The sequence below is a fragment of the Acetobacter sp. UBA5411 genome, from assembly GCF_002409645.1.
GTDB lineage: Bacteria > Pseudomonadota > Alphaproteobacteria > Acetobacterales > Acetobacteraceae > Acetobacter.
Genome location: NZ_DHNR01000033.1, coordinates 24,038 through 45,722, shown reverse-complemented (window position 1 = coordinate 45,722; position 21,685 = coordinate 24,038). Strand labels below are relative to the sequence as shown.

Here is a 21,685-nt window from a genome sequence, read left to right as displayed (position 1 = left end):
GCAATGAGCGGTGAACAGGATTTCTCTGCCTCTCTCAAGCTGTCACCCGAGCAGCTTGAGGCCGGACGGCTTCTGTTCGCCGGACCTTGCGAGTTCTTTTACGGTGCGCAGCAGATCGGTCAGTTACCGGACCCGGCTGCGCCGGAAGTGGCGTTTGCCGGACGCTCCAATGTTGGAAAATCGAGTCTGATCAATGCGCTGACGGGTCGTAAAAGTCTGGCGCGAGCTTCCTCCGAGCCAGGCCGGACAAAGCAGCTCAACTTCTTCGATCTCGATGGTCAGCTCGTTCTGGTGGACATGCCGGGCTATGGCTTCGCCAAAGCGGCCAAGGCTGTGAAGGAAGACTGGCAGGGGATGATGTTTGATTATCTCCGTGGTCGTCCCAATCTGCGGCGTGTGATCCTGTTGCTGGATGCCCGGATCGAGACAAAAGCGTCCGATCGTGACGTGATGGACATGTTCGACAAGGCGGCCATCAATTTCCAAGTCGTGCTGACGAAGTGCGATGATGTGAAGCCAAAAGCCGAGGAAGCCCGCTACAGGGAAGTGGTGGAAGAGGTGAGCCGTCATCCTGCCGCTCATCCACTGGTTTTGCGGACAAGTAGCCAGACGGGGCTCGGTATCCCGGAACTGCGGGCAGAAATTGCGGCCTTTGCGGAACCGGTGCAGAACTGAATGAGTGTCGGGATTCCGCAATCCCGACTTCTCCGGCCCCGCTGGACTGGGCCATGTTTTCAGGACATGTGGAGTTGAAATGACGGATCAGGGACTTCCTACGGCGGACGCCTTGCAGCAGGCGGCAACACTTGCCGGAGCGCTGCCTTTCCTGCGCCGTTATGCTGGTGACACCATCGTCGTGAAGTATGGTGGTCATGCCATGGGTGATCCGGAACTGGCCCAGACATTCGGCAAGGATATTGCCCTGCTGAAGTTGGTCGGCATCAACCCGGTGGTTGTTCACGGTGGCGGCCCGCAGATCAACCAGATGCTTGAACGCCTTCAGGTAAAGTCCTCTTTCGTTGATGGGTTCCGTGTCACGGATGCGGCCGCGATTGATGTCGTTGAGATGGTGCTGTGCGGCTCCGTCAACAAACGGGTCGCAACGCTCATCAATGAAGCAGGGGCGCTGGCGGTAGGTGTCTCAGGCAAGGATGGCGGTCTGGTGAAAGCCAGCAAGCTGCTGCGCAAGGTCAAAGATCCTGTCACAGGCATTGAGCAGACATTGGATCTTGGTTTTGTCGGCGACCCGGACGAGATCAACCCGCAGGTGCTCTATGCTCTTTCGGGTTCAGGACTCATTCCGGTGATTGCGCCGGTCGCAGGCGGCCATAATGGTGAGACCTTCAACGTCAATGCGGATTCCGTGGCGGGTGCGATTGCGGGCGCCATTCATGCCTCGCGTCTGCTGATGCTGACGGATGTGCCGGGTGTGCTGGACGAGAATGGAAAGCTGATTTCTGAACTCACAGCGGAAGAAGCGCGCAAGGGCATTGCGTCCGGCATGATCTCGGGTGGCATGATCCCGAAGGTGGAAACCTGCTTGAAAGCCGTGCAGGCTGGGGCAAAAGCGGCGGTCATCGTGAACGGCCGTGTGCCGCATGCCTGTTTGCTGGAACTGTTTACTCGTGCTGGCTCAGGAACATTGATCCGGGCTGACTGATCTTTCTCACTTTTAATGGGCTGAAATGAGAAGGGGCGTCTTTTGGACGCCCTTTTTTTGTTGGTAGTTTGTGAATAGCCTTGTTTTCGAAGAGAAACATTAAAGTTGTTGAACAGGATCCAAGCGCCGCTTCTGGTCTTAACTGAGTAGAACGACACCTCTTCCAATCAAATACTCACTTCAGAACTATCAGTCAGATTTTAAAATTGAACGTTATTGAACGCTGGCAAGATTGCATGGCTTGCTGACTGACCTTGATTGCAAACGATCGATCAGAAAATGAAATTAAAAAAGCCACGGAGATTTCTCTCCGTGGCTTCCCGAACAAGTCGAGGACTTTGTCCAGATTTACTGCGGGTTATCTACACCAGCATGCGTATCCGGAGAGAATGTCCATCCCTCACCATAAGGCTGCGGACCAAAGAGGCCCCAGCTGGAGGTGCTGGTTGGCTCATCCGTCCAGGAACGACGATCCAGAACAGACTGGCTGGCCTGACGCAGCTTGGAGACATCAGATGCCGTTACGTTGGCAGGAGCCTTGTTGCCCCATGAGGTCCGGATGAAGTTCACGACGTCAGCAACCTGCTGATCGTTCAGAATCTTCTGGTAACCCGGCATGGCGACGGCTGAAGGAGCCCAGTTGGTCGGCGGGAGAACACCACCGGCTGCCACGATGTGAGCGACAGAGGTCGGGTTTTCGGAGACGACAACAGGGTTTCCAGCCAGCGGCGGGAACATGCGGTCTACAGCTGCACCGTCGTTACGATGGCAAATGGCACACTGCTGCACATAGACATCGGCACCGGTCATGCCTGCTGTCTTGCCAGCATCAAGCGCCTGAGCCGTGGACGGATCGTAAGTATAATCGCCCTTGGCTTTCGGCACTTCCGGCAGGCTCTTCAGATACTTTGCCGTGGCGCGAAGATCGTCCTCGGACCAGTACTGGGTGCTCCATGCCACCACATCGGCCATTCCGCCGAATGCTGCGGAGTGATCGATACGACCCGAACGCAGGAACTGAACCAGATCATCTTCCGACCAGCGGCCTAGACCCAGAACAGGATCGCTACGCAGGCTGGGGGCAATCCAGTTGTCGATCGGTGCGCCACCGCCAAGGAAGTCTGCACCACCGGCTGCATCGTAAGCCTTTTCCTGCATGGAGAAACCACGAGGCGTATGGCATGCGCCGCAATGTCCCGGACCCGTGACGAGATATTCACCGCGGGCGACCACAGGATCCGTACCGGGAGCCGGTGTGAAACCTTTTGGAGCCGGAGCGAACATCTTGCCCCAGAAGGCGAGAGGCCAGCGCATGGACAGCGGCCATGAGATGTCAGCCGGTTTGTCGGGCTGATCCACTGGAGCTACGCCATGCATGAAGTAGGCGTACAGTGCCTTGATATCGTCTTCCGACATACGGGCGAAGGACGGATAAGGCATTGCCGGATACAGGGCCGCGCCATCCTTGCGGATACCGTGGCGGACGGCCTTGTCGAAGTCTTCCAGCGTGTAGTTGCCGATACCGGTCTTGGGATCAGGCGTGATGTTGGTCGAATAAATCGAACCGATCGGGGTCTTGATCTGGAGGCCGCCGGCAAAAGCCGTGCCGTGCAGGGCTGTATGACAGGCTACGCAGTCACCAAGGCGCGCTACATAAGCGCCCTTGGCGACCAGATCGCTGTCAGCGCTCTGCGCCAGAGCAGGGGAGGCGCTGAGCGCCGTCCCTGCAAGAAGCCCGACCACGGCTGCGCCAAGCGCAGCTTTGAGTCCTTTGATCATTGTTTCACCACCGCGGTGCTTGTGTTGGAAGGATGCCATTTTTCACGGTCTCCCATTTCACGGGGTGATACCGAGCGCAGGAGCAGACGGGATCTGGTTCGGATTCTTCCGAGCCTCAACCTCGCGCTCATACGTGTCGGTCGCACGTTTGATCAGGTAGTTCCGGATGCTTTCGATTTCGTCAGGCGTCATGGACGTATCGAAACGATCCATGCCGTAAGCCGTCAGAGCACCACGTCCCACAACGTTGTAGAAAGCGTCCTTGTGACGGATGGCGCCGGACCAGCGCAGATCCGGAAGCATGCCGCCAGCTTCGGCGTTATCGCCATGGCAGGTCTGGCAGTAGGTCTGATACTGGAAGTAGCCCTTGTCGACCAGCTTCTCGTCAAACTGCGCGGGTGGTTTCACCGGCAGGAAGCCGATGCTGTTCCATGTCGGCAGCTTGGCCTTGCCGTCGAGTGAGAACACCGCGAGGTAGGAGTGATTGACCGTCCAGCCAGCAGTACGGCTCATGCCGCCCATGGAGATCGGATAGATACCGCCCCAGCCCACTTCGATCGCAACATACTGCTTGCCGTTGACGCTGTAGGTCACCGGATTTGCAATGATGCCGCTCTGCAGATCGTATTTGAACAGATCCTTGCCGTCTATGGCGTCATAGGCATGGAACTCACCGGTTGCGAGACCCTGGAAGACCAGATCGCCGCCAGTTGCCAGCACGCCGCCATCCCAGCCGCCCGGACGCTCAATCGACCACTGAGCCTGCAGCTTGACCGGATCCCAGGCCATCAGCCAGCCCTTCAGATCCTGCATGTAAGCAGCACGAGCTTCCGGAGTGTCAGGCAGACCGGTCTTGGTCATGTCGAGACCGACGTTCCAGGAATCAGGGTGAGGCTTGAAGCCGCCAGCCTGGTTTTTATATCCGAACGGAATCTGGTGAGCCGGGAGATAGATCAGATGTGTGCGCGGGCTGTACGCCATCTGCATGAAGTTATGCGCACCCAGAGGACCCGGAATGCCATACCAGTCCTTGCCGGTCAGCGTGTACAGACCTTCAGGATTGAAGATCGGACGACCGGTCTTCGGGTCGAGGCCATAGGCCCAGTTCTCGTAGACGTAGTTCTTGCCCTGAATGAACTGGCCGGTCTTCGCGTCGAGGACATAGAAGAAGCCGTTCTTCGGAGCGTGAACGACCACATGGCGGGTCTCACCGTTGATCGGCAGATCAAGCGTCATGATCTGCTGGACGGAGGTGTAATCCCACTCATCCATCGGTGTTGCCTGGAAGTGCCAGACATACTCACCGGTCTCAGGCTTGATCGCCACGATGCTGCCGAGGAACAGGTTGTCGCCGATACCATTGGAACGGTACTTGTAGTTCCAGGGAGAACCATTGCCGACGCCGAGATAGACAAGGTCGGTGACGGGATCATAGACGATGGAATCCCAGACGGTGCCGCCGCCGCCCTGACGTGTCCATGCGCCGGTCGGGCTCCAGGTCTTGTAGGCCTTGCTCATCAGCACGCTGTCGGATGCAGCATGATCTGGCTCGTTCTTCGCGTTCGGAACGGTGAAGAAGCGCCAGTCGAGCTTGCCGGTCTCGGCGTCGAATGCGGAGACAAAACCACGGGCGCCGAATTCGGAACCACCGTTACCGATGATCACGCGGCCCTTGGCGATACGCGGAGCGCCATCGACCGTATAGGAGCGCTGCTTACCGAGTGCTGCGTCTTTGGGAATGGTGTTGACGCTCCAGACGACCTTGCCGCTCTTCGCGTCAAGCGCGATCAAACGACCATCGAAGGTGCCGACATAGATCTTGCCGTTCCAGTAGGCGATACCGCGGTTGACGGTGTCACAGCAGCCGCGGACGGCGACATTGCCCGGAACTTTAGGGTCGAAGGCCCATAGCAGTTCACCGGTGTCAGCCTTCAGGGCCTTGACCTTGGACCAGTTGGTGGAGGCGTACATAACACCATCAATGATCAGGGGCGTGCCCTCCTGACCACGATTGGAGTCAAATTCGTAGAACCAGGCCAGCTTCAGATCGCCGACATTCTGGCGATTGATCTGGTCGAGCGGGCTGTAGCGCTGCTCTGAGTAGGTTCGCCCGTAGGAGAGCCAGTTTTCCGGATGATCATCAGCGTGGATGATCGCTTCTCCGGTGGCTCCCTGATCGTCAGCAGCGCGTGCAGCGCCTGTAGGCTGACCCAGGGCCGCGGCCAGGATGGTTCCTGCCGCGAGAAGGCCAAGAAAGGAAGTCTTCCTGGCGGCTGAGGGACGGCTCATAGTTATAGTCCTCATGCTCACTGATTGCAGATTCAGTCGGCAAATCAATGCGGAATTACCGTTGTGTCGTAGTCAGCCGACATGAACCAATGATGTCAATCGTGTCATCTGATTACGGCCTATGCGTGAAATGAAGGGGAACCTCACGGCTTCAACGGAAGATACGATTTGATAACATGAAAAAATGGACAGAAAATTGCGCTTTCCTGTGCTGTGACGGGTCTATGTCGGAAGGAACCCTGTTTTTTGTTTATGTTGGAAAAGCCTGCAATCAGGAAAATCTGGGCCATTCTGAAGGGAAAGAAGTCTGATCCAGCCTCACGGAAAGGTGATGGTCATAAGGCAGGATGCGGCAGAATCGTTTCGATGGTGACGCTGTAATGTTTCTCGAAGGTACATCGTCAGTCGTCGTGATTGTAAGAGTCGCCTTTTGCCCCGGCGATGCTCTATAATGAGGCAAGAAAGCAGTTTGACGGGGTGCTTGAAGAGCGTTCTGGCAGACATATATAGATGTACACAATTATAAGGTACACCGTCAGGTCATCTGACAGTTTAAGGAGTGGTTATGTCCTTCAGTCGCGACTTTCGTTCGTCGCCTTTTGCCACCGGAGCTCAGTCCGCGACTGTGGACGCAGGGCTGCGGGCTTATATGCTCCGTGTTTATAACTGGATGGCCTCAGGCTTGTTGCTTACTGCGCTTGTTGCCTACCTGATCGCGGAAATCCCCTCCGTGCGTTCCCTGTTCTTCCATGTGCAGGGCTATCAGGTTGCTCCAACGGGACTTGGCTGGCTCGCGATGATTGCGCCGCTTGGCTTCGTTATGGTGATGTCGTTTGGCGTCAACCGGCTTTCCCGCTCCGCGGTGCAGGGACTGTTCTGGCTGTTCTGTGCGGTAATGGGCGCCAGCCTTTCCAGCATCCTTCTGATGTATACCGGTGTATCGGTGGCGCGTGTCTTCCTGGTGACGGCAGCGACCTTCGGAGCCACATCTCTGTGGGCCTACACCACCGGAGCCAATCTGATCCGCTTCCAGTCTTTCCTCATGATGGGTCTGATCGGACTTCTGATCGCAGGACTGGTGAACATGTTCCTCGGTAGCCCGGCGATCTACTTCATCTACAGCGTGGTGGGCGTTTTCCTCTTCATTGGATTGACTGCATTCGATACGCAGCGGATCAAGGTCACCTATCCGCAGTTCGCTTACTATGAAGGTCCTGAGGGAGCGGCAAAGCGTTCGGTTTACGATGCGCTGAACCTCTATCTGAACTTCATCAACCTCTTCCAGTTCATGCTGCAGTTCATGGGAACCCGTAACAGCAACAGTGAGTGAGGCTCGTCGAGTTTCATTTTGAGTGATGCGACTCTGCCCCGGCCTTCCTGAGGTCGGGGCTTTTTTTTGACTCGTGGAATGTCCGCGTTCAGTGAGCGTGTCCTTCCCGTGTGACGCATGGCATATCTAAAAAAATAACACTTATGCGAAAAATTTTGAGAAGAATGGCAATTCTGTGAAGCAGGGGAAAAGTGAGAAAGGTCGGGTTTGTTGCGATAAATTGATCTGACACCGTAGTGTCGAAATATATTGAAATATTACGTGATGATATCTTTGGGGTGATCAGGGCTGCTTTTGGCAGGAAACAGCGGAACGGAAAGGCGTATGATGCATTGTGATAACTAAATTGTGGGATTATTGAATCGTTGTAATGCAACGTGGACGGAAGTGATCTGTGCCTGTGGGCAGGTGTGATCCGGAACGACCTTGTTGGAGAGAGACCTACAAGTATGTCAGAATCGAGGGACGTACGATGAAAAACAAGTACCTGAAGGGAGCAGCCCGACTGGCTGGTCTCGCTTCGGTGCTTCCACTGGCGGGATGTGAATGGGACATCCTGGACCCCAAGGGGCCAGTGGGAGACCAATTGAAAACCTTGATCGTTGAGTCGACGGTCGCAATGCTCATTGTGGTTGTCCCGACAATCATCATGGCATGCTATTTTGCGTGGAAATATCGGCAGACGAACACGGAAGCCGAATATCTTCCCAAGTGGTGCCACTCGAATAAGATCGAGGCGGCGATCTGGGGTATCCCAACCCTGATCATCATCTATCTGGCGGTCATCACCTATCAGACCTGCCACTCACTCGATCCCTATCGTCCGCTGGACGCAGAAGCGACGACGAAGCCTCTCGAGGTTGAAGTTGTGGCTCTGGACTGGAAATGGCTCTTCATCTACCCGGATGAGGGTATTGCCACAGTCAACCAGCTGGCGATCCCGGTGAACAAGCCGGTTCACTTCGTCATCACGTCCGATGCCGTGATGAACTCGTTCTTCATTCCGCGTCTTGGCTCCATGATCTACGCCATGGCGGGCATGCAGACGCAGCTTCACCTGATGGCGACGGAAGCTGGCGACTACCTTGGTGAGTCAGCCAACTACAGTGGTCGCGGCTTCTCCGACATGGAGTTCCGTACACTCGCAATGCCGCAGGATCAGTATGCAGCATGGGTCGAGAAGGTGCGTTCTTCATCCGATCAGCTGGATGACCAGACCTACCCGCGTCTTGCTGCTCCAAGCGAGGCCGAGCCGGTCAAATACTATTCTCATGTCGAGCCGAACCTCTTCGACCAGATCGTGGCGAAGTACAATAACGGCATGGTCATGGACAAGAGCACGGGCAAAATGATCCACGTTCAGTCCGCGATGTCCGACATGAACATGAAGGAGTAGGATCAAAATGCTAGGGAGATTATCGTTCGCGGATATCCCGTTGGATGTGCCGATCCTTGTCGGTACGTTCATCGGCGTCGCGATAGCTGGTATCGCCGTTCTCGGCCTGATTACGTATTTCGGAAAGTGGGGCTATCTCTGGAAAGAGTGGCTGACTTCCGTTGACCATAAGCGTCTGGCGGTGATGTATGTCGTCGTCGCTCTGCTTGCCCTTGTGCGTGGCTTTGCCGATGCCATCATGATGCGTACCCAGCTTGCGCTGGCTTACGCGGGTAACCCCGGCTATCTGCCGCCTCATCACTATGACCAGATCTTTTCGGCCCACGGCACGATCATGATCTTCTTCATGGCGATGGCGTTCATGACGGCTCTGTTCAACTTCGTGGTGCCGCTTCAGATCGGTGCACGCGACGTTGCTTTCCCGTTCCTGAACAACCTGAGCTTCTGGATGACGGCAGTCGCCTTCGCGCTGATCAACGTCTCACTGTTCATCGGTGAGTTCTCTCAGTGCGGCTGGCTGGCATATCCGCCGCTGTCCGAAAACCAGTTCAGCCCCGGTGTCGGTGTCGACTACTATATCTGGGCAGTTCAGATTTCGGGTGTCGGCACGCTGCTGACAGGCGTCAACTTCTTCGTCACCATCGTCAAGATGCGTGCTCCTGGCATGACCTGGATGAAGATCCCCGTGTTCACATGGACCGCTTTCTGCGCTTCCGTGCTGATCATGATCGCCTTCCCGGTTCTGACCGTGGCTATCGCTCTTCTTGGCCTTGATCGTTATTTCGGGATGCACTTCTTCACGAATGACGGCGGCGGCAACCAGATGCTCTATCTGAGCCTGATCTGGACCTGGGGTCATCCGGAAGTTTACATTCTCGTTATCCCGGCGTTTGGTGTGTTCTCGGAAGTCGTTCCGGCGTTCTCACAGAAGCCGATCTTCGGTTATGCGACGATGGTCTATGCGACCTGCGCCATCATGGTGCTGTCGTTCGTCGTCTGGGTTCATCACTTCTTCACCATGGGTGCAGGTGCTGACGTCAACGCGTTCTTCGGTATCGCGACGATGATCATCTCCATCCCGACGGGCGTTAAGCTCTTCAACTGGCTGTTCACGATGTACAAGGGGCGCGTTGAATTTCACGCCACGATGTACTGGGCTGTCGGCTTCATGGTCACCTTCACCATCGGCGGCATGACCGGCGTGATGATGGCGATCCCGGCTGCTGACTTTGTTCTTCATAACAGTCTCTTCCTCATCGCCCACTTCCATAACGTCATCATCGGCGGTGTGTATTTCGGCTACATCTGTGGCATGAACTTCTGGTTCCCGAAGGTCTTCGGCTTCAAGCTGAACGAAACCTGGGGCAAGCGGGCGTTCTGGTGCTGGTTTGTCGGCTTCTACTTTGCGTTCGTTCCGCTTTATGTCCTCGGCTTCGAAGGCATGACGCGTCGTCTGAACCACTACAGCAACCCGGCATGGCATCCTTGGCTTCTGATTGCTGAAATCGGCGCCGTGATGATCCTGTTCGGTATCGTCTGTCAGGTTACCCAGCTTTATGTCTCCATCCGTGACATGAACCTTGCTGAGAACCGTGACGTGACCGGTGATCCGTGGAATGGCCGTTCGCTCGAGTGGTCAACGTCTTCACCGCCGCCGCCTTACAACTTCGCTATCGTTCCGCACGTTCATGAATTCGATGCATTCATGCACGACAAGGAAAACGGTATCGACACGCGTCAGGCAGGTGGACCTTACCAGCCGATTCACATGCCGAAGAACACGGCGGCCGGTTTCCTGGTCGGTGCGTTCAGCTTCGTGCTTGGCTTCGCTGCGATCTGGTACATCTGGTGGCTGGCAGCGATCGCTCTTGTGGGTGTTTTCGCGACGGTTATCGCACGCAGTGCGAACCAGGATGTTGATTACTACATCCCCGCCGAGGAAGTTGCCCGGATCGAGAACGAGCACTCCCGCAAACTTATGGCACAGGCGGCTGAGTAATGGCGCACGATACAACTCTCTCTGACGCGCACGCAGAGCACGAACACCACGAACTTCCGACGGTGTTCGGGTTCTGGGTGTATCTGATGACGGACTGCATCATCTTCGGATCGCTGTTCGCCGTCTTTGCGGTCCTCCGGAACCAGTTTGCCGGTGGACCGACAGGTAAGGAGTTGTTCGAAATTTCGGGGCTTGCGCTGGAAACAGCGCTCCTCCTGATCTCGAGCATCACCTATGGTTTCGGCATGATCGCGGCCCACAAGGGTCAGATCAAATCAGTCCAGATGTGGCTGGCCGTTACCTTCCTCCTTGGTCTTGGGTTTGTGTTCCTTGAGCTCAGGGAATTCGCTCACATGATCGCAGACGGCGCTGGTCCGGATCGCAGTGCGTTCCTGTCCGCGTTCTTCACCCTGGTTTCAACTCACGGTCTTCACGTGAGCTGTGGTCTGGTCTGGCTGGTCGTCATGATCGTCCAGCTGTCCGGCGTGAGCGCGATCAATGAGCGTATGATGAACAAGCTCACCATGCTGAGCCTGTTCTGGCACTTCCTCGACATCGTGTGGATCTGCGTGTTCACCTATGTCTATCTGGCGAGCATGATCTGATGAGTAACGACCATTCAGCAGCCCATGGGGGCTCGAGCCACGGTAACGCAACCTCGTATATCATCGGGTTTGTTCTTGCCGTTATCCTGACTGCCGCAGCGTTTATGGTGGTGATGGGGCATAGCCTCTCACCTTCAGCAACGCTGATGGCCATCACTGTGCTTGCGGCGATTCAGGTGGTCGTTCACCTGATTTTCTTCCTGCACATGAGCACAACAGCTGAGCAGGCCTGGAATAACAAAGTCTTCCTGTTCACCCTTGGCTTTGTTGCGATCTTCTTTGTCGGCACGATGTTCATCATGGACAACACAGCCGCACACATGATGTCGCGCTAAAAGATTATCTGTCCGGTCACTTCGGCGACTGGATGAGTGGTCTGGAAAAGCCCCACCCGTTAATTCGGGTGGGGCTTTTTTTATGACATGCTAAACCAGACTTATCGCGATGGCTGATCGACATAAGTGGAAATGTGCCGATGGACAGACGCTCTTCTCAGGCGTGGTTTGCTGTCAGACGTTATGGGTATGGTGCCGGACGCCGATCACCTGGCAGGGATGGAGTCTGTGGATACTCTTTTTAGGAGTAACGCTGATTCCGACTCTGGTCGTTTTCCTTGGCTGGATCTGACGCGGCCATTGCTGGCCGAAGGTCTGGTAATGCTTGTCGATGGGATAGCAATCGTTTCGTTTTTGCTGACCTGCCAAGCCAAGACGGCCGGAGACTGGCGATGGCATTGGGGACCATCAGACTGATGACCAACGATCTCCAGAATGAGGAAAGACGCCCATTTCAGACTTCACTATTTGAAGGACGCATCAAAACAGTGGCCTTCTGGTCTGCAAATACGTCGCAATCAAATATTTATTGAACTGTTCCTGTATGCCAACAGTAAACAGGCATTTCTCTGCCACTCATACAGTTTTCGCCAGTAAACCGGAATTAAAGGGACCGCGTTTCTTTGTGTGGAGCGTGGCAAAGCCCTGAAAAGCCAGCGCCTTGCATTCAACTGTGCACACCACGCTTCTATCCAGAAAGTGAGAGACGCGGTTCCATACAATCCATAAAAAAAGCCTGCCCCTTTTGAGGGGCAGGCTTTGTCCAGACACAGACAGCGTCCGATCAGTCTTTCTGAGGCTCCGGAGAAAGAAGCTCTTTTTTGTTAGGCTTGTCTTTCCACTCTTCCGCATCGGCAGGAGCTGTGCCTTTGCGAGTAATGTTCGGCCACACCGCAGCATATTTCGTGTTGATTTCGGCCCACGGCGTGGCGCGATCATCGCTGTCAGGGAAAATGGCTTCGGCCGGGCATTCCGGTTCGCAAACACCACAATCGATGCATTCATCAGGATTAATGACGAGAAAATTCTCGCCAGCGTAGAAGCAGTCTACCGGGCAGACTTCCACGCAATCCATGAACTTGCACCGAATGCAGTTTTCAGTGACCACGTAGGTCATCGTCATCTCCGATTATCAGGGGCCTGACACTGGCGTCAAAGCCGGGTGTGAACGGACGGTCGGAACTCAGCCCGCATATCGAGGCGCACCTATGCGGCGGATTTCCTACAGAAGCAAGCCATTGGTGCGGAAAACGCACCGGTGTTGCCGAATGGCCCATATGCACTGTTGCATGAAAGATATTCAGGCGGGTGTGCGAATCAGCAGGGATGAGAGGACGGCAAAGGGCGTTTCCTTTGCGGGACGTCGTGATTTTACTGACCGTAAGTGATGCTTTTTCGGGCCGTTCTGGGGTCTGGAAACCACCCAGAACGGGTTTGGACCCGCCATGTTGGACGGGAGTGGGCGGGGGGCTTCCAGTCGCAGACCGAGCGCACGCAGTATGGCAGGCACATCCGCTGCCTTCGTGCCCAGCCAGGGAGCGAAATGCTCAGGCAACGCTACACTGTTCTGTCGCGTCCGGAAAGATAATGTTCGCACCAGCTTTTCCGCCATATCGAGACGGAGTCGCACAGGACCGCAGGCGGGCCATCCAAGCTCATCAAAATGCGCGGAGGGAAATGCCGTCACCGGAACCGATACGGCAGAAGGAGGCGGCATTTCCAACGCGCCAGCACCAGAATGCACGGCCATCAGAAGAGCACGGAAACGCATGGGGCGTGGCTTGAGCAGGCTCGGCAGATAAAGCCAGCCCAAGGCGCAATGCACGCCCAGACGGTGGAGAGGATGATGCTTTGTCAGCGGAAAACGGGCGCGAGCCTGTCCGGCACCTTCCATCATTTCGTGAAGCGCACCGCGTGTCTCGGCGCTGGCAGCAGCACGGGCATGGGTTCTGAAGAGAGGAGCCAACTCCTGTTCAATGTGCCGCGAGACAAATTCTGAAAGGCGCGTCCGGACACTCTCTCGCTGGCGCGTGTCCAGAAGATCGTCACCGCGCAACATGATTGTCGGATGCAGCACATCGCGTCCGGCGCGCAAACGGGCAATTTCGACGCCTTCCCAAGTGATGTCACCAGTCCGGTGATCAAGCATGAAAGCGGTGTCGTCGGCGTGCTGACAGGCTTGCACACGTAGGGGAATCTCGGTTCTTAGAGCACGGCGGGCGGCGCGGGCGAGGGTGGCGCGATCCGATTGCGGCAGATCCGAATCAAGATGAAGCTGGAAGCCCTGCATTCTGCCGACCGGATGACCTTCGACAACGACTTCGCCATCGCTTTTGACCGCGGAAAGAAGCGGCGCATTATTTTCATTTTCGAGCAGCCGGATCAGATGCGCTGAGCGTCTGTCAACGAAACGGGCGGTCAGACGCTCATGCAGGGCGTCCGAAACCTTGTCTTCCACGACCCGTGTGCGTTCCTGCCAGACCGGGGCATTCCTGACCCAGTGCTCCCGGTTGGCGATGTAGGACCAGATGCGGATGCCGGCGAGGCGCTGCATGAGCGTATCGACGTCGCCGTCTACACGATCGAGGCGTCCAAGCTGCTCTTCCATCCACGCGGCGGGCAGACGACGCTGCTCGACCAGCAGGCTGAATACACGGCTACAGAGTTGCGCATGGCTCCGCTCGCCAATCTTGCGAAAATCCGGAATCTGACACACGTCCCACAGCATTTTTGTGTGGGCTCGCCCCGTGGCAGTGGCCATGATCTGGGGTTCGTGCGCGAGCGTAGCGAGGATCAGCGCGTCACTGGTTGGCTCACTGGCTTGTAGGCCGCGCATCGGTGGCGGCACTGACAGGCTGGCCATCAGAGCGCGTGGACTGGAAAAATCCAGCTTGTCATTCCGCCAGATCAGCCGTTCGAGTGGATCGAACTGATGGTTTTCGACAGCCTCGATGATCGGATCAGGCATCAGGGGGCACCGTCCCGTCGTGCCGAACGTGCCGTCTTTTGCACCGCGCCCGGCCCGTCCGGCGATCTGTGCAATTTCTGATGCGGTGAGAGGTCGCCGCCGCGAACCATCGAACTTTGCAAGACCGGCAAAGGCGACATGGGCAATGTCCATGTTGAGACCCATGCCGATGGCGTCTGTGGCGACGAGATAATCGACTTCCCGATTCTGGTAGAGCTCCACCTGTGCATTGCGTGTGCGGGGCGACATCTGCCCCATGACCACGGCACATCCACCCCGACGGCTCCGGATCAGCTCCGCAATGGCGTACAGTTCGGCGGCGGAGAACGCTACAATGGCCGATCGGGCAGGCAGTTTTTCCAGCCGAGTCGGACCTGTGAAGGTCAGCGCCGATAGGCGCGGGCGGGTGTCGATGGTGATCTCGGGCACCAGCCGACGCATCAGGGGCGCGATGGTTTCTGCCCCGAGGAAAAGTGTCTCTCCGGTTCCGCGTGCATGAAGCAGGCGGGACGTGAAGATATGACCTCGTTCCGGATCAGCGCAGAGCTGGATTTCGTCGATGGCAAGAAAGGACACTTGTCTGTCGACAGGCATGGCTTCAACAGTGCAGGAAAACCACCGCGCATCGGGTGGAATGATCTTCTCCTCGCCGGTGATCAACGCGACGCGGGAGGCTCCCTTTCGGGCGACCAGCCGCTCGTAATTCTCACGCGCCAGAAGCCTGAGCGGAAAACCGATGATGCCAGAGGGATGCGCCAGCATCCGCTCGATGGCGAAATGCGTCTTGCCGGTGTTGGTCGGTCCAAGGATGGCGTGAAGATGATGATCTGTCTCGCGACCCGCTGCGCCATGAAAACTATGGCCAGACGATCTGGCGAAAGAACCGTCGGCGCCCGCCGGAGCACAGGCGGGGAGGGGGCAAAGCGGAAACGGGTGGGTGGAGAACCCTGTCATGCAGGCATGGTCCGATGGCTCGACGGGAAATGCAAGGGCCGGTTGTGATCGCGGGCAATGTTGCGTCCGGGGATGTTCGGGAGCAGCCTGCGTCCATTGACTGTTCATCAAGTATGGAGAGACGCGATGCGTGCAAACGGGCTGGAATGCATTGTTACGGGACGCGTAAAGGGATCAGTCGGCGTGGTGCACGGCGTCCGGACGGCCAGCGCCAAGGAACTGACAGCGATTGTAGGGGCGACTGGCGCGCGTTTTGCGGTGGACACCGGTTTTACGGCTGCCTCGGGACAGTTGGTGCTGGTGCCGGACGCTTCGGGCGAGGTGACGGCGCTACTTGGCCTGCCTGCTCCCGACAGGATTGATCCTTTCGTGTTCGGTGGGCTGGCCAGAGATCTGCCAAAAGGCAACTGGACACTCTCGCTGCCGGATGATGTGGATCGCAGTGTCGCCGTGCTTGGTTTTGCTCTGGGCGCGTATCGTTATGTGCTGGGTGAAACGAAACCGTTGCAGGTGCATCTCTATGAAAAGAAGCCGGATTCGCTGGCTCTGGAGATGGCGGAGTCGATCTGGCTGGGACGTGATCTGATCAATGCGCCCGCCAATCTGCTGGGACCGGAGGATCTGGCCAAGGCAGCTCAGGCGGCGCTGGAGCCCTTTGACGCCAAAGTGAAGATCATCAAGGGAAAAGCGCTTGAGGTGGCCTACCCGCTGGTCGCGCATGTCGGGAATGGTTCCGAGCGACGTCCGCGTGTGGTGGTGGCGCACTGGGCTGGATCGAAAGCGAAGAAAGACGCGCCGCTCCTGTCGCTGGTCGGCAAGGGTGTATGTTTTGACAGCGGTGGCTACGACATCAAGCCCGCGTCCGGCATGTTGCGGATGAAGAAGGATATGGGAGGTGCTGCGACCGTTCTGGCGTTGGCGCGTCTCATCATGGCGCAGGATCTGCCGCTACGACTGGAAATGCGTCTTGGTTGCGTGGAGAATTCGGTTTCCGGCACGGCGATGCGGCCACTGGACGTGGTGACGGCCAGAAACGGCCTGACGGTTGAAATCGGCAATACCGACGCGGAAGGACGGCTGGTGCTGGCCGATCTGCTGACCGAAGCCAGTGAGACTCATCCGACAGCGCTGATTGATGTGGCGACGCTCACTGGCGCGGCCCGTGTGGCGCTTGGGCCGGACCTGCCCGTTGTGCTCGGTAATAATGATGCGATGGTCGAAGGACTGCTTGAAGCAGGAAAAACTGTCTCCGATCCTTTCTGGCGACTGCCTCTGTGGGATGGATACCGGCACTGGCTGAAAAGTTCTGTAGCAGACCTCAATAACATTTCGTCTAAACCGTTTGCCGGGGCCATTACGGCGGCTTTGTTTCTTGAGCGTTTTATTGAATCTGATGTGCATTGGACGCATATCGACAGCTATGCATGGAATGATTCAACACGCCCCGGAAAGCCGGAAGGTGGCGAAATCCTTGGGTTGCGGGCGATTTATGCGGCTCTTCCGCATGTGCTGGGGATGACGGATTTATTAAATTCGTGAAAATAACGATTACCCTAAAAAACTATTCATTTGTTACGGCTTTAAATCGTCTCAGAACAATCTATATGTGCTTGCAACAAGATAATGAAGCCGACCGCGTGTCGGGGACAGGGCGCTAACCTTACCTGTCTGGAAACAGGGAATAATATGATGGCACAGGCCAGGACAACGACACTCCGGACCGCATCCGCAGCGAAGGCCGCGGCGAAGACCCAGACGAATGCGACAGCTGACCAACTGGTCAACACGCTGCGTGACACGATGGTTTCGCTCGTCCGTCGTGATGGTCCGGATCTTTCCGCTCGCCAGCTGGCCGTTTTCCTGACCTGCTATCTTCAGGAAGAAGGTCACACCGTTCGCGGTCTCGCTTCCGAGCTGAATGTGTCCAAGCCTGCCATCACCCGCGCTCTGGACCGTCTCGGCGAACTGGATCTGGCCCGTCGCAAGGTTGATCCGCTCGATCGTCGTTCGGTGCTGGTTCAGCGCACGTTGAAAGGCGCTGCCTATCTTCGTGAGATCCGCTCCATCATGGGTGAAGCAGCTCCTGCCGCTCGCAAGGAAGCGTCTGAAGAGCGTGCTCCGCGCGCCGGACGTCGCGCGGCGTAACAGACGCGCCTGTCGAGACTATCCAAAAAGGCCGCTCCTTGGAGTGGCCTTTTTTTATGGCCTGTGTATGCGGCACGCATGTTTTTAGGGTTTTGCTCTTTGCTCTCGACAAGGGGATGAGAGAGCAGCGATCCGCTCAGAGGTCACCTGCTGATAAAATATAAAATGCCTTTTTCAAGGAGGTGATCTGATTTGCCGAGTGGCCGGGACTGTGGCTGAATGGCTCGGTGAACCGGATGACGGGTTCAGGCGTTATCGCTGCACAATAGACGCCGATACCCCTCAGGTTCTGTTGGGAAAACTTAAGGAGCCCACAATGCGTTTCACACCTTTTGCCGTTGCTGCCGCCCTGTCTGCCGCAACGTATTTCGCAGCCCCGGCCATGGCGGCTGATACGCTTGGCACGCCCTCAGGCAGCCTGACCATCAAGACCAAATCGGCTGATCTTGGTGTCGGTTACACGTGGGGCGACGCCCGTCTGACGTTCAACAAAAAGACGTATCGCTACAAGGTCACAGGCGGTCAGATCGCGGCCGTTGGTTTCTCTGAGGTGGTCAGCAAGGGCACTGTCTATAACCTGCACAATGCTGCCGATATGGAAGGCACTTTTGCAGCCACAAGCGGCGAAGCCACATTGGGCAGCGGACTGGGTGGGGCTGTTCTTGAGAACAAGCACGGCGTTCGCCTCAAGCTTGAGAGCGACGCCAAGGGTGCGCGTCTTTCCGCTGGTGCTGGCGGCCTGACGTTCGAGCCTCTGAAATAAACGCTGTCACCTGTGATGGGAACGCGAGCCGGAGATCGAAAGGTCTCCGGCTTTTTAGTGTCTGAGGCGATGAAAAGCCGAAGCATTTCGTGGAACCTGCTGTTCAAGTCTTTTCAAAGCCAGATTCAATGCGGCTCTGTTTATCAGATCGACGGCTTATCCTTGCCATACCGATAGATGACGGCTGAACCGGCCCACGCCAAAGCAAACAGTCCGATTACAATAAAACCAAGCGTGTTGAAGTTGTCTCCCAATGACGCAACAAGATTCCAGAGTTTTCCCTGTGCATTGAACTGATCGGCAACAAGGTTGAGCGCTTCGATGCTGCCTATGACGAGTGCGACAAGCACGGAAACCAGAGTGATGGCGATATTATAACGGAGTTTACGAAGAGGATCGACAAAGGCCCATTGGTAGGCACCTGTCATCAGCACACCATCCGCCGTATCAATGAGGGACATGCCTGCGGCAAAAAGTGCTGGAAAAATCATGATGGATGCAATGGCGATGCCACGGCTGGCCTCGGATGCCGACAGACCGAGCAGGGAGACTTCCGTTGCCGTATCGAACCCCAGCCCGAACAGAAAGCCGAGAAAAAACATGTGCCAGCTTTTGGAAACCAGCTGGAATAACGGTCTGAGAAAGCGGGCGAGCACGCCTTTCTGAGCCAGAATCTTCTCGATTGTTTCAGGCTTTTCTTCCCCATGCTTTTTGACATTTCGGTAGGTCTGCCAGGTCGAATGCAGAACCAGAAGATTGATCAGGGCGAGAATGAACAGAAATCCTGCCGAGATGACTGTGCTGATCACGCCTCCAATATTGCGCCATATTTCCAGATGATCCTGCAAAGTGTGGGAAAGCACGATCGTGCCGAATGTGGCGATCACGACTAGCGTTGAATGTCCGATCGCAAACCACAGGCCCAGCGTCAGCGGGCGTTTGCCCATCTGGATGAGTTGACGGGTCACGTTATCAATGGCGGCGATATGGTCCGCGTCCACGGCATGCCGGAGGCCAAACCCGTAAGCAATTAAGGCATTACCCAGCAAAACAGGGGAGTGCCTGAAAAGCACGAGTGCCCACATCCAGATTCCCAGATTGGCAAGAACCAGACAGCTTCCCAGCACGATAATACGCAGGCGTAGAGCAGGTTGAGGCGCTTGAGCGAGATCAGAAGCCATACTGCACCGCAAATCGCGCCGAGATCGGCTCAATGGGATGGCCGGTCGCTCCGGACTGCACTGCCGAGGTCGGTGTCAGGCGATAATCATAGGCGTATTGCGCGGCGTAGGCATGGGCATTGAAGGCATTGAAGACGCTGGCTTCCAGTTTGAGAGTCTTCGTGAAGCGGTAACCGATGTTCAGATTGACCTCCTGATAGCCCTTTGATCGTAAACTGTTGTCTTCAACCAGCGGATAGCCGCCAAGCCAGCGGACCTGCAGGCCGCCATACCATGGCCCACGATCAGCAATGATACCGAAAGACCAGACAAAGCTGGGCGCGTTTGTCACATAGTGTCCATCAATACCGTAGCTGGCCAGGTTTTTCGCCTGATAGCGCGCCTTCGCAAAAGACAGGTCGGTATTGAATTCAAGCCAGGTAAAAGGATTGTACTGCGCGGAGAGTTCAACGCCCTGTCTGCGGCTGGCTGGACCGGGCGACGTGACGCCGGCGTCTCCGTCGTAACTGAGTTCGGAATCAAAATCGATGATGAAGGCGGCCGCCTGCACATTCAGATGTCGAAGTGGAGTAGCTCTTACTCCGGCTTCTCCGCTGACAGCGGATGTCATGAGAGGCACTTTGACCGATCCCTTGGCAAATTCATCCGAAGCATAAGAACCGGATACTGACCGGAAGTCATTGGAATGGAAACCTCGTCCGCCACTCAGGTAAAATTCGGTTTTCTTCCAGGGACCAAAGACCAGACTTCCCTTGGGTTGAAAGAGCCACTGATGTTTGCGCGTCAGACTGTCATCTACCAGATTGCTGTCCGTGCCCCCCTGATAGTCCTCGCGCAGACCAACAATCATTCGAAACCACGGTAGCCAGTGCGTTGTGTTCTGAACGAACATTCCGGCGGAGCCAAGATTGATGTTGTCCGCATTGCAGAGATAGGGAACCGTTGCTTCCAGACTGGACGGGCAGGCTGCCAGTGTCACGCGTTGCCGTGTGTGTCGCCGATCGACATACAGGAAATCATACCGTCCCTGCACACCAACCTGCGTGTCTGTCTCCACCCGTCCGACATGATCCTGCCGTGAATAAGTGCTGCTGCCCCCAACAGTCGTGCGGGTTTCGTCCTGCTGCTGCTGATCGCCATTGATCGGATCGTCCAGATAATGTGTGAAATTATTCCACAGTGTCAGCCGGTCATGCGAGGCAAAAGCGCTCGTCACCCATTTCCAGTTGTCGTCGGCAAGATGATAGTGTCCAGACAGGCTGTACCTCTCTGAAAATCCTCCATCCGTCGGGTCGAGCGAACCGTATCGACCGATCAGTCCTTCGCTATAGGCGGCCAGAGGCTGATCGTTCGTGGCGCGCCACTGCCCGCGATAGAACATCCCGGTGAGATCAAAGCCGTTCGTTACATCACCATGCGTATAACGGGTAATCGCCTTGATACTTCTGGCATTGTCAGGATATTTCCACGGACCATCCGTATGGGAAAGACTGAAAGCGTTGACCCAGCGATCGCCATTCCCGAGATGCGCTGTCCCACCCAGATAGGCGTGATAATCTCCCAGCGTCCCGGCGCTCAGGGAGATCTGTCGAGGCACATCATCCGCGAGTTTCATGTGATCCGAACCCGCAACGCCGAAATCCCCGATATCGGCGTGAAACGGGCCTTTGGTGTAGTCCACGCCTGACAGCAACTCGGGAATGAGAAAGTTGAGGTCCGTATAGCCCTGACCATGCGCGTTGCTGACGCCGTTTATGGGCATGTCATCCACGAAAGTGGCGAGGTCGGTGCCGTGATCCAGATTGAAGCCACGCAGAAGGAACTGGTTGGCTTTTCCCTCGCCTGAGTGAGACGTGACGACCAGACCAGGGACGGCCTCCAGAATCTGACCGACACGATAAGCCGGACGGAGCTGGATTTCCCGGGCCGTAATGGAGCCTTCGCTTGCTGTTGCAGCCCGTCCCAGAAGGTTACGGCGGGAAGCCGTGACATTGATCTGTTCGACTGCGGGCTTGAGAGTTTTGGTACGCACGTTTTTCGTTGTGGTTGTTTTCTGGCCGCTTCTCGGCGGAGGGGGACTCTCCGACGCAGCGATGGCGTCATCTGACAAGAAAAGCAGACCGCTGAACAGAAACGAAAAACAGAGAGGAAAAACCGGATAGCACTGGTGCAGAGTCAATCGCGAATAACGAACAGTACCGCAGCGTTCGGTCTGCCTGTCCGGAAAACGTAAAGTCATCTGAACCCCGTTCAGTATGACAGGAACAGGGCAGACATATGC

General features: G+C 56.2%; 16 protein-coding genes. 10 read left to right on the top strand and 6 right to left on the bottom strand.

Annotation, left to right across the window (positions count from 1 at the left end; all coding sequences use genetic code 11):
- Positions 1–3: 3 nt before the first annotated feature.
- Together yihA and argB are read left to right on the top strand one after the other, a co-directional pair.
- Positions 4–675: a ribosome biogenesis GTP-binding protein YihA/YsxC gene (yihA, locus tag B3759_RS11125; RefSeq protein ID WP_010667004.1), complete on the top strand. Its 672-nt coding sequence runs from the start codon at positions 4–6 to the stop codon at positions 673–675.
- 79 nt (positions 676–754) lie between these two features.
- The gene (argB, locus tag B3759_RS11120) at positions 755–1,660 is read left to right on the top strand and encodes an acetylglutamate kinase (protein ID WP_291365987.1); all 906 of its coding nucleotides are present in this window, start codon (positions 755–757) and stop codon (positions 1,658–1,660) included.
- Between the two features lie 348 nt (positions 1,661–2,008).
- On the opposite strand, the gene B3759_RS11115 is transcribed toward argB, so the two are convergent.
- Both B3759_RS11115 and B3759_RS11110 read right to left on the bottom strand, forming a co-directional pair.
- On the bottom strand, positions 2,009–3,439 hold the full coding sequence (locus B3759_RS11115; RefSeq protein ID WP_291366077.1) for a cytochrome c: 1,431 nt from the start codon (positions 3,437–3,439) through the stop codon (positions 2,009–2,011).
- Between the two features lie 57 nt (positions 3,440–3,496).
- Positions 3,497–5,728: a PQQ-dependent dehydrogenase, methanol/ethanol family gene (locus B3759_RS11110; RefSeq protein ID WP_291365986.1), complete on the bottom strand. Its 2,232-nt coding sequence runs from the start codon at positions 5,726–5,728 to the stop codon at positions 3,497–3,499.
- Positions 5,729–6,293: 565 nt separating this feature from the next.
- Between B3759_RS11110 and B3759_RS11105 the strand changes: the two genes are divergently transcribed.
- From B3759_RS11105 to cyoD, 5 genes are all read left to right on the top strand, one after another.
- A complete protein-coding gene (locus B3759_RS11105) occupies positions 6,294–7,058 on the top strand; it encodes a Bax inhibitor-1/YccA family protein (protein WP_291365985.1) in 765 nt (254 codons plus the stop codon).
- Positions 7,059–7,530: 472 nt separating this feature from the next.
- The gene (gene cyoA, locus B3759_RS11100; RefSeq protein WP_291365984.1) at positions 7,531–8,454 is read left to right on the top strand and encodes a ubiquinol oxidase subunit II; all 924 of its coding nucleotides are present in this window, start codon (positions 7,531–7,533) and stop codon (positions 8,452–8,454) included.
- Between the two features lie 7 nt (positions 8,455–8,461).
- Entirely contained in the window at positions 8,462–10,453 is a 1,992-nt protein-coding gene (gene cyoB / locus B3759_RS11095; RefSeq protein WP_291365983.1) for a cytochrome o ubiquinol oxidase subunit I, read from the top strand.
- Positions 10,453–11,058, top strand: coding sequence for a cytochrome o ubiquinol oxidase subunit III (gene cyoC, locus B3759_RS11090; protein ID WP_291365982.1), 606 nt, complete (start codon positions 10,453–10,455; stop codon positions 11,056–11,058). Before cyoB ends, cyoC begins: the two co-directional genes overlap by 1 nt.
- The gene (gene cyoD, locus B3759_RS11085; RefSeq protein WP_291365981.1) at positions 11,058–11,393 is read left to right on the top strand and encodes a cytochrome o ubiquinol oxidase subunit IV; all 336 of its coding nucleotides are present in this window, start codon (positions 11,058–11,060) and stop codon (positions 11,391–11,393) included. The genes cyoC and cyoD overlap by 1 nt, the downstream gene beginning before the upstream one ends.
- A 784-nt stretch (positions 11,394–12,177) precedes the next feature.
- On the opposite strand, the gene fdxA is transcribed toward cyoD, so the two are convergent.
- A complete protein-coding gene (fdxA, locus tag B3759_RS11080; RefSeq protein ID WP_291365980.1) occupies positions 12,178–12,510 on the bottom strand; it encodes a ferredoxin FdxA in 333 nt (110 codons plus the stop codon).
- Positions 12,511–12,693: 183 nt separating this feature from the next.
- A complete protein-coding gene (locus tag B3759_RS11075; protein ID WP_291365979.1) occupies positions 12,694–15,315 on the bottom strand; it encodes a helicase-related protein in 2,622 nt (873 codons plus the stop codon).
- Positions 15,316–15,441: 126 nt separating this feature from the next.
- On the opposite strand from B3759_RS11075, the gene B3759_RS11070 reads away from it, so the two are divergent.
- The 3 genes from B3759_RS11070 to B3759_RS11060 all read left to right on the top strand — a co-directional run bounded on the left by B3759_RS11070 (position 15,442) and on the right by B3759_RS11060 (position 18,223).
- Complete coding sequence (locus B3759_RS11070; RefSeq protein WP_291365978.1) at positions 15,442–16,854, top strand: leucyl aminopeptidase family protein; 1,413 nt, start codon at positions 15,442–15,444, stop codon at positions 16,852–16,854.
- Positions 16,855–17,115: 261 nt separating this feature from the next.
- Positions 17,116–17,460, top strand: a complete 345-nt coding sequence (locus tag B3759_RS11065; protein ID WP_291366076.1) for a MarR family transcriptional regulator — start codon at positions 17,116–17,118, stop codon at positions 17,458–17,460.
- 316 nt (positions 17,461–17,776) lie between these two features.
- Positions 17,777–18,223: a hypothetical protein gene (locus B3759_RS11060; RefSeq protein WP_291365977.1), complete on the top strand. Its 447-nt coding sequence runs from the start codon at positions 17,777–17,779 to the stop codon at positions 18,221–18,223.
- A 143-nt stretch (positions 18,224–18,366) separates the two neighbouring features.
- Here the strand turns inward: B3759_RS11060 and B3759_RS11055 are convergent, their stop codons facing one another.
- On the bottom strand, positions 18,367–19,404 hold the full coding sequence (locus tag B3759_RS11055) for a HoxN/HupN/NixA family nickel/cobalt transporter (RefSeq protein WP_291365976.1): 1,038 nt from the start codon (positions 19,402–19,404) through the stop codon (positions 18,367–18,369).
- Positions 19,394–21,436: a TonB-dependent receptor gene (locus B3759_RS11050; RefSeq protein WP_291365975.1), complete on the bottom strand. Its 2,043-nt coding sequence runs from the start codon at positions 21,434–21,436 to the stop codon at positions 19,394–19,396. Before B3759_RS11050 ends, B3759_RS11055 begins: the two co-directional genes overlap by 11 nt.
- Positions 21,437–21,685 lie beyond the last annotated feature (249 nt).